Origin of the sequence: Sandarakinorhabdus rubra, from assembly GCF_010994245.1 — a bacterium.
GTDB classification, from domain to species: domain Bacteria; phylum Pseudomonadota; class Alphaproteobacteria; order Sphingomonadales; family Sphingomonadaceae; genus Sandarakinorhabdus; species Sandarakinorhabdus rubra.
The window spans coordinates 1-6837 of the sequence record NZ_WMHO01000148.1 but is presented as its reverse complement, the minus strand read 5'-3'; the positions used below and the strand labels follow the sequence as shown (position 1 = coordinate 6837).

Genomic DNA, 6837 nt, shown 5'->3' with positions numbered 1-6837 from the left:
CTGGTCGCCGCAGCGGTGCGCCAGGCGGTGGGGCTTTACTGATCGGCCAGCGCCGCCAGCCGCGCGGCCAGCGCTGCGCGGCGCGCGGCCAGCGCCGGATCTGCCAGATCATCCGGGGTCAGCGCTTCCAGCCGGAAGGCCGCGCCAGCCAGCGGCGCCAGCACGGCGGCCAGTGCTGCATCAGCAAGGTCCAGGCGGGAAGCTGCGGCCGATTCCACCGCGGCACCGGCAGCGGCCAGGCGGGCTGCATCGCGCGCCTGCCTGGCCGGGCCGGCGGCCGTTTCGGCGCTGGCGATGATCGCCTCGATCGCGGTCAGTTCGGCCTCGGCCGCTGCCGGCGTCAACGGCGGGGTGGGCGGCGGCATGTCGGGCGCCGCAGCGGCAAGGGGCGCGGCCCCAGTCTGCGCCATTGGCGGCGCGCAGGGCGCCTCGGCACAGCGGCCACCGCCGGCATTGCGCGGCACCATCGGCGAAATCTCGCCGGGCCGCGGTGCGAGGCTGGGCCACGTGCCACCACGCCCACCGCACGCCGCCAGCGCCGGGGCAATTAGGACAAGGCACAGCAGCGCGCGCATCATTGCCTCGCCTAGAGCGGCAAGGAAGTGGTTGCAATGGCCCCGATGCGAAGCTATCAGGCCGGCCTTCAAGGTGCGCGCCCGTAGCTCAGCTGGATAGAGCATCAGACTACGAATCTGAGGGTCGGACGTTCGAATCGTTCCGGGCGCGCCAACTTCCCATTTCCAACGACCACTGTGCCCAGCGGCCGGACCTCTTGCTCGAACAAGGTTCGACAGGGCGCGCCGTTACCGGCCGCGTGCCAGCAGATAATCCACGATGCGCGTCGCGGCCGCCTCGGCGGACTCTTCTGTCGTGATGATGTGGATTTCAGGGTTCAGCGGCGGCTCGTAGGGGCTGTCGATGCCGGTGAAGTTGCGGATCGCGCCGGCGCGCGCCCGTGCATAGAGGCCCTTGGGATCGCGGCGTTCGGCCTCGGCCAGCGGCGTGTCGATGAACACCTCGATGAAGTCGCCGGGCGGCAGCAGCGCCCGCACCATCGCCCGGTCGGCCGCAAACGGGCTGATCAGCGCGGCGATCACGATCAGCCCGGCGTCCGCCATCAGTTTGGCCACCTCGCCCACCCTGCGGATATTCTCGATGCGGTCAGCCTCGGTGAAGCCCAGATCGCGGTTCAGCCCGTGACGGATGTTGTCGCCATCCAGCAGGTAACTGTGCTGGCCCAACGCCAGCAGCTTCTTTTCCACCAGGTTGGCGATGGTCGATTTGCCCGATCCCGACACCCCGGTGAACCACAGCACGGCGGGGCGCTGCTGCTTGAGCGAAGCGCGGGCCTCGCGCGTCACCTCCAGCGCCTGCCAGGCAATGTTGCGGGCGCGGCGCAGCGCGAAATGGATCATCCCGGCCGCCACCGTGCGCCGGCTGAGCTTGTCGATCAGCACGAAGCCACCCAGCGTGCGGCTCTGCGCATAGGGCTCGAAGACCAGCGGGCGGTCGGTTGCCAGTTCGGCCACGCCGATGTCGTTCAAGGCCAACGTGCGCGCCGCCAGTTTCTCACCGGTGTTGACGTTCAGCACATGCTTGGGCGGGCGCAGCGTGGCGGTCACCGTCTGAGTCGCCAGCTTCAGCCAATAGCCGCGGCCTACCTTCAGCGCCGCCTCGTCCATCCAGACGATCGTGGCCTCGAACTGGTCGGCAATCTCCGGCGCGGCATCGGTGCTGGCCACCACGTCGCCGCGCGAACAGTCCAGCGTGTCGGCCAGCGTGACGGTCACTGCCTCGCCGGCCCGGGCCGACGGCCGGTCGCCAGCCGATCCAAGGATGCGGGCGATACGGCTGGTCTTGCCCGAGGGCAGCAGGCGCACCGCGTCGCCGGGCCGCACAGTGCCGGCCACGATGCTGCCCATGAGCGCACGCGTGCCATCGGGCAGCCGCTGCACGGCCTGCACCGGCAGCCGCAACGAAGGCCCGAGCTCGCTGCCGCGCGGCTCGGCGGTTTCCAGCAGGGCGAGCAGGCTGGGGCCCTCAAACCAGGGCATCAGCGGCGACGGCTCCGTGACATTGGCGCCGCTGAGGCCCGACACTGGCACGGCGCTGACATCATCGATGTCGAGGCTGGCAGCGAGATCGGCAAAGGCCGCGGCGATGGCACGGAACGGCGCTTCGGCGTGGCCCACGAGGTCCATCTTGTTGACGGCCAGGATCATGGTGCGGATGCCGAGCAGCCGGCACAGCGTGGCATGGCGGCGCGTCTGTTCCTTCAGGCCGACGCTGGCATCGACCAGCAGCACGGCCAGATCGGCGGTGGAAGCGCCGGTGACCATGTTGCGCGTATATTGTTCGTGGCCCGGGCAATCCGCGACGATGAAGCTGCGCGAGGCCGTGCCGAAGAAGCGCCAGGCGACATCGATGGTGATGCCCTGCTCGCGCTCGGCGGCCAGCCCGTCGACCAGCAGCGACAGGTCGGGCGCGCTGCCGGTGCGCGCTGCCTCGGCCTTCAGCAGGGCGAGCTGGTCTGCGGCGACACTGCCGCTGTCGTGCAGCAGCCGGCCGATGAGGGTGGACTTGCCATCATCGACACTGCCGCAGGTGATGAAACGCAGGAGCGAGCGCTGCATCAGAAATAGCCCGCCCGCTTCTTGGCTTCCATGCTGGCCGCGGCGCCATCGTCGATGAGGCGTCCGGCCCGCTCCGACGTGGTGGCCGCGGCCATTTCGGCGATGATCGCCTCGATGTCGGCCGCTTCGCTGGGAAACGCACCGGTGAGCGGCCAGCAGCCCAGCGTGCGGAAACGCACCATGCGCAGGCGGGGCGCCTCGCCGGGAGGCATCCGGTCATCATCCACCACGATCAGCCGGCCGCCGCGTTCCACGGTGGGGCGCAGGGCGGCCTTGTAGAGCGGCACGATCGAAATCCCCTCGCGGGCGATGTAGTGCCACACGTCCAATTCCGTCCAGTTGGAGAGCGGGAAGACGCGGCAACTCTCGCCGGGGCCGCATTTGAGATTGTAGAGGTTCCACAGTTCCGGGCGCTGGTCCTTCGGGTCCCAGTGCTGGCTGGCCGACCGCAGCGAGACCATGCGCTCCTTGGCGCGGGCGCGCTCCTCGTCGCGGCGGCCACCGCCGAACGCCGCGTCAAAGCCATGTTCGGCCAGCGCCGCCTTCAGGGGATTGGTGAGCAGCGTTTCGGCATAGACATCGGAGCTGGCGGTGAACGGCGTGATCGCCGCCCGCTCCTCAGGGGGGGCGCTGGCGATGATGAGGTCGAGGCCATGGGCGGCCACGGTGGCATCACGGTGGGCGATGAGATCGGCAAAATCCCAGCCGGAGGCGACATGCAGGAAGGGAAACGGCGGCGGCGCCGGGTGGAAGGCCTTCAAGGCCAGGTGCAGCATCACCGCCGAATCCTTGCCCACCGACCACAGCATCACCGGGCGGCGGCATTCTGCCACCACCTCGCGCATCAGGTGAATGGCCTCGGCTTCGAGGGCATCGAGGTGGGCAAGCGCCATGGCGGCTGTTTCAGGCCGGCGTGCGCCAGCGGCAAGGGGGAAAATGTGCGGGGAGAGCGCTGTCGGCAGCAAAAGGCCGGGCGTGGATGGCACCACGCCCGGCCTGATGAAGTTCAGGACTGGCCGTCGCCGTTAGAAGCGATAGCCGGTCCGCATGCCGAAGAACTGCGGTCGGATGGTGAACGTCCGCGTCGAGCCCGAGCAGATAGCGATCGAGCAGAAGGTGTTGCGGGTGAGTTCGCCGCGCCGGTCGAAGGCGTTCTGAATGAAGACGTCGAAGGTCCACTTGTCCTTCTTCACGCCGGCCACGAAATCGAACGAAACGAAGCCGGGCGTGTTGCCGAGCAGGTTGTTGAGGTCGACGTTCAGGTCCTGCGTGGCACCCGTCTGGTACAGCGCAGACCCTTGGACGAAGGTGTCGAACTCGCCGATCTGCGTGTCATAGCGCACCGAGGTGGTGCCCTTGAACTTGGGCTGGCGCGGCAGGCGGGTGCCATCGGCCGCCGCCACCTGCGGGGTGGGCGGGTTGCCGGGGAAGTTCTGGCCAAGCACGCAGGTGGGTGCCTGCTCGATGGTCAGATTGGCATCGTTGCGGCGGAAGTTGCAGAAATTGCCCTTCAGCTTGCCGTCGTTATAGGACCCCGTGGTCGAGATGGTGAACTTGCCCAACCTGAGGTCTGCATCGAACTCGATGCCGCGCACTTCGGCATTGCCGGCGTTGCCGGTGATCCCGGCGCCCTGGGCCCCGGCCACGACCACGCCATACTGCAGGTCTTTCCACTTCTCGAGGTAGATGGCGGCGTTGAAGCGGAAGATGTTGTTCCACGTCGTCTTGAAGCCGATCTCGTAGTTGATCAGGTCTTCAGAGCGGAACGGTGCCACCGCATAGACCTGCCCGCCGATGCGCAGCGGACGGCCCTGGCCGCCGGGGCGGAAACCGGTGGAGTAGTTGGCATAGATCATCTTGCCAGGCGCCACCTGCCAGTCGGCGGCGATCTTGTAGGTCACGCCCTGCTCCCGATAGAGGAGTTTCTGGTCAGGCCGGGTGAAGTTGGTGTTCAGGCACTGGAGGCGTTCGGCCGGAATCGGCACCGGGCAGCCGCCGGGCCCGGTGGGCACGAAGGTGGTGCGCACGTTGCGGGCCGAACCGGCCACCCCACCGAACCCGACCACGTCCAGCTCCGTCCAGAAATAGCGGATACCGCCGGTCAGCTTGATGTCGGGCGTGATGTTGTAATGGCCTTCGGCGAAGATCGCATAGTCGCGCGTGACGCGATCCTGCTCGGTCAGGTAGAAGGCCTCGCGCTTCACCGCCGGCGAGCCCAGGATCATGGTGCCCAGCGGATTGCCGTTCGGATTGATGATCGATTCGGTGTCGAAGAAGGGCACGCCATCATCATCGAACGCGATCTCGTACAGGGCTGGCACGCCGAGCAGCCCGCCGGCCACGTCACCGCCGCCAGCCTGGGTGAAGCCCTGGATGTCAGCCAGCCCGCGGGTGGCGTAGTCGTCGTTGATCTCGACCTTCTGATATTGATAGAAGCCGCCGATCGTCACGTCGAACGGCCAGCTCGACGGGGTCTTCAGGCGAACTTCCTGGGTGAAGATCTTCTCGTTGCGGTTGCCGCTGTAATATTGATACGGGTTAAGCAGCGTGTTGCAGGTCAGGTTCGGCCCGGTGCCGCTGCAGCCCGCCTTGTCGAAAAACTGCAGATAGCTCTCATAGCCGGGGCCGAAGCTGTCATAGGCGACCGTATAATAGGTATAGTCGTTCAGCAGCTTGATGTTGCGGCGGAAATAGCCGGTGGCGCTGACCAGCTCGAAGTCCCCGATATGACCGTTGATGGCCATCTGCGCCTGATACCAGCGGTCGTTCTGCCGGGTCAGGTCAAAGTCATGGACCTGGAGATCGCCAACCTTGGGATCGAACCCGAAATAGCCGCGCGACAGCTGGCGCTGGGCGGTGATCATCGGGTTGATCGTCCAGCCGTCGGCCGGTTCCCACAGCAGCGACAGGCGGCCACCGACTTCGTCGATGCTGTTATAATTGTCCTGCACGAAACGGCTGTTGTTGAGCGTGATGCTGGTGGCCGGGTTGTTGTCGCCCAGGTTCAGCACCGACGGTGTACCGTCGTTGAAGAGGCCGTTGTTGGGCACATTGTCCACATAGCCGCCTTCGTGGCGGTAATAGGCCATGGCGCGAATGGCGAGGCGTTCGCCCACCGGAATGTTGAGGAACCCCTGCGCCTGACCGCCCCATTCGCCCTTGCCGAACTTGTTGCCTTCAAGGTCAACGCCGCCGGAGAACTCGCCCAGCTTGGGCTTGTTGGTGATCACACGGATGGTGCCGGCCAGCGAGCCGGCGCCGAACAGCGTGCCCTGCGGGCCGGACAGCGCCTCGATACGCTCGATGTCATAGATGTGGACATCGGGCAGGCCGTTCACGTTGATCGAGATGTCGTCGAGATAATAGCCGGTGGCCGGATAGGCGCCGCCGGCCGGCACGATGCCGCGGAAATAGACCTCGGTACGGCCCGGGCCAAGGCCGGCGAAGGAGATCGACGGCAGCAGCACGGCAAAATCGGTGAGGCCCTTGACCTGCCGGCTCTCCAGCGCGCTGGCATCGAGCGCCTGCATGGAGATCGGCACCTTCTGGATGCTGACGGCCGTGCGGGTGGCGGTGACGATGATCTCGCCCAGGCCGGGCTCTTCGGCGGCAGCTGTGGTGTCCTGATCCTCTGCAGCAGCGTCTTCGGCAAAGGCCGGCGACGCGAGGCCAGCCAGGATGGTGGTGACGCCCAGCGTCCTGAGCAGGAGCGAGCGGCGGCGGGTGCGCGTGATCATGTGTCCGTGGTCCCCCAAAAAAACAGTCCCCGAGACCCTCCCCCAGGTTGCAGCGCATCGACGTGCACCACACGACCCTGTGCCCGGCCTCCCCGGCATCAGGACCGGCTGGCGGCGTGCCTGAACGGCATCTGCCCCGCAGCACCATATTGCCTGACCGCAAGACGCCACACGCGGTTCGGCAATATGACAAGCATGTTGCATCGCGCCGGATATGCAATGGACATTCTGCCACCTTTCGTCGCATCACCGGACCAGTGAGACTTTGCGGCAACAGTGCCGGTGCAGGAGCGGGAAACAGAGATGACAGCGGCCAGCAAGCCAGGGTCCGGCAGTGGCCGGGATGCCAGCGCCATGCTGGCGCGCGCCGCCAGCCTGCTCGACAGCCGGCCGGAACTGGCGCTGCGCGAGGCCGAAGCCGTGCTCCGCGCCGCGCCTGGCCTGCCGCAGGCCGAACTGCTGGCCGG

General features: G+C 67.0%; 4 protein-coding genes and 1 tRNA gene. 1 reads left to right on the top strand and 4 read right to left on the bottom strand.

What is annotated here, in order from left to right; translation table 11 throughout:
* Window positions 1-35 precede the first annotated feature (35 nt).
* A complete protein-coding gene (locus GJV64_RS09885) occupies window positions 36-578 on the bottom strand; it encodes a hypothetical protein (RefSeq protein WP_164157075.1) in 543 nt (180 codons plus the stop codon).
* A 74-nt stretch (window positions 579-652) separates the two neighbouring features.
* Here GJV64_RS09885 and GJV64_RS09880 point away from each other — a divergent pair.
* Window positions 653-729 (top strand) — tRNA-Arg (locus GJV64_RS09880).
* Window positions 730-803: 74 nt separating this feature from the next.
* On the opposite strand, the gene cysC is transcribed toward GJV64_RS09880, so the two are convergent.
* From cysC to GJV64_RS09865, 3 genes are all read right to left on the bottom strand, one after another.
* The gene (gene cysC, locus GJV64_RS09875) at window positions 804-2633 is read right to left on the bottom strand and encodes an adenylyl-sulfate kinase (RefSeq protein WP_164157074.1); all 1830 of its coding nucleotides are present in this window, start codon (window positions 2631-2633) and stop codon (window positions 804-806) included.
* A complete protein-coding gene (gene cysD, locus GJV64_RS09870; protein ID WP_164157073.1) occupies window positions 2633-3526 on the bottom strand; it encodes a sulfate adenylyltransferase subunit CysD in 894 nt (297 codons plus the stop codon). Before cysD ends, cysC begins: the two co-directional genes overlap by 1 nt.
* A 132-nt stretch (window positions 3527-3658) precedes the next feature.
* Entirely contained in the window at window positions 3659-6370 is a 2712-nt protein-coding gene (locus GJV64_RS09865) for a TonB-dependent receptor (RefSeq protein ID WP_164157072.1), read from the bottom strand.
* Window positions 6371-6837 lie beyond the last annotated feature (467 nt).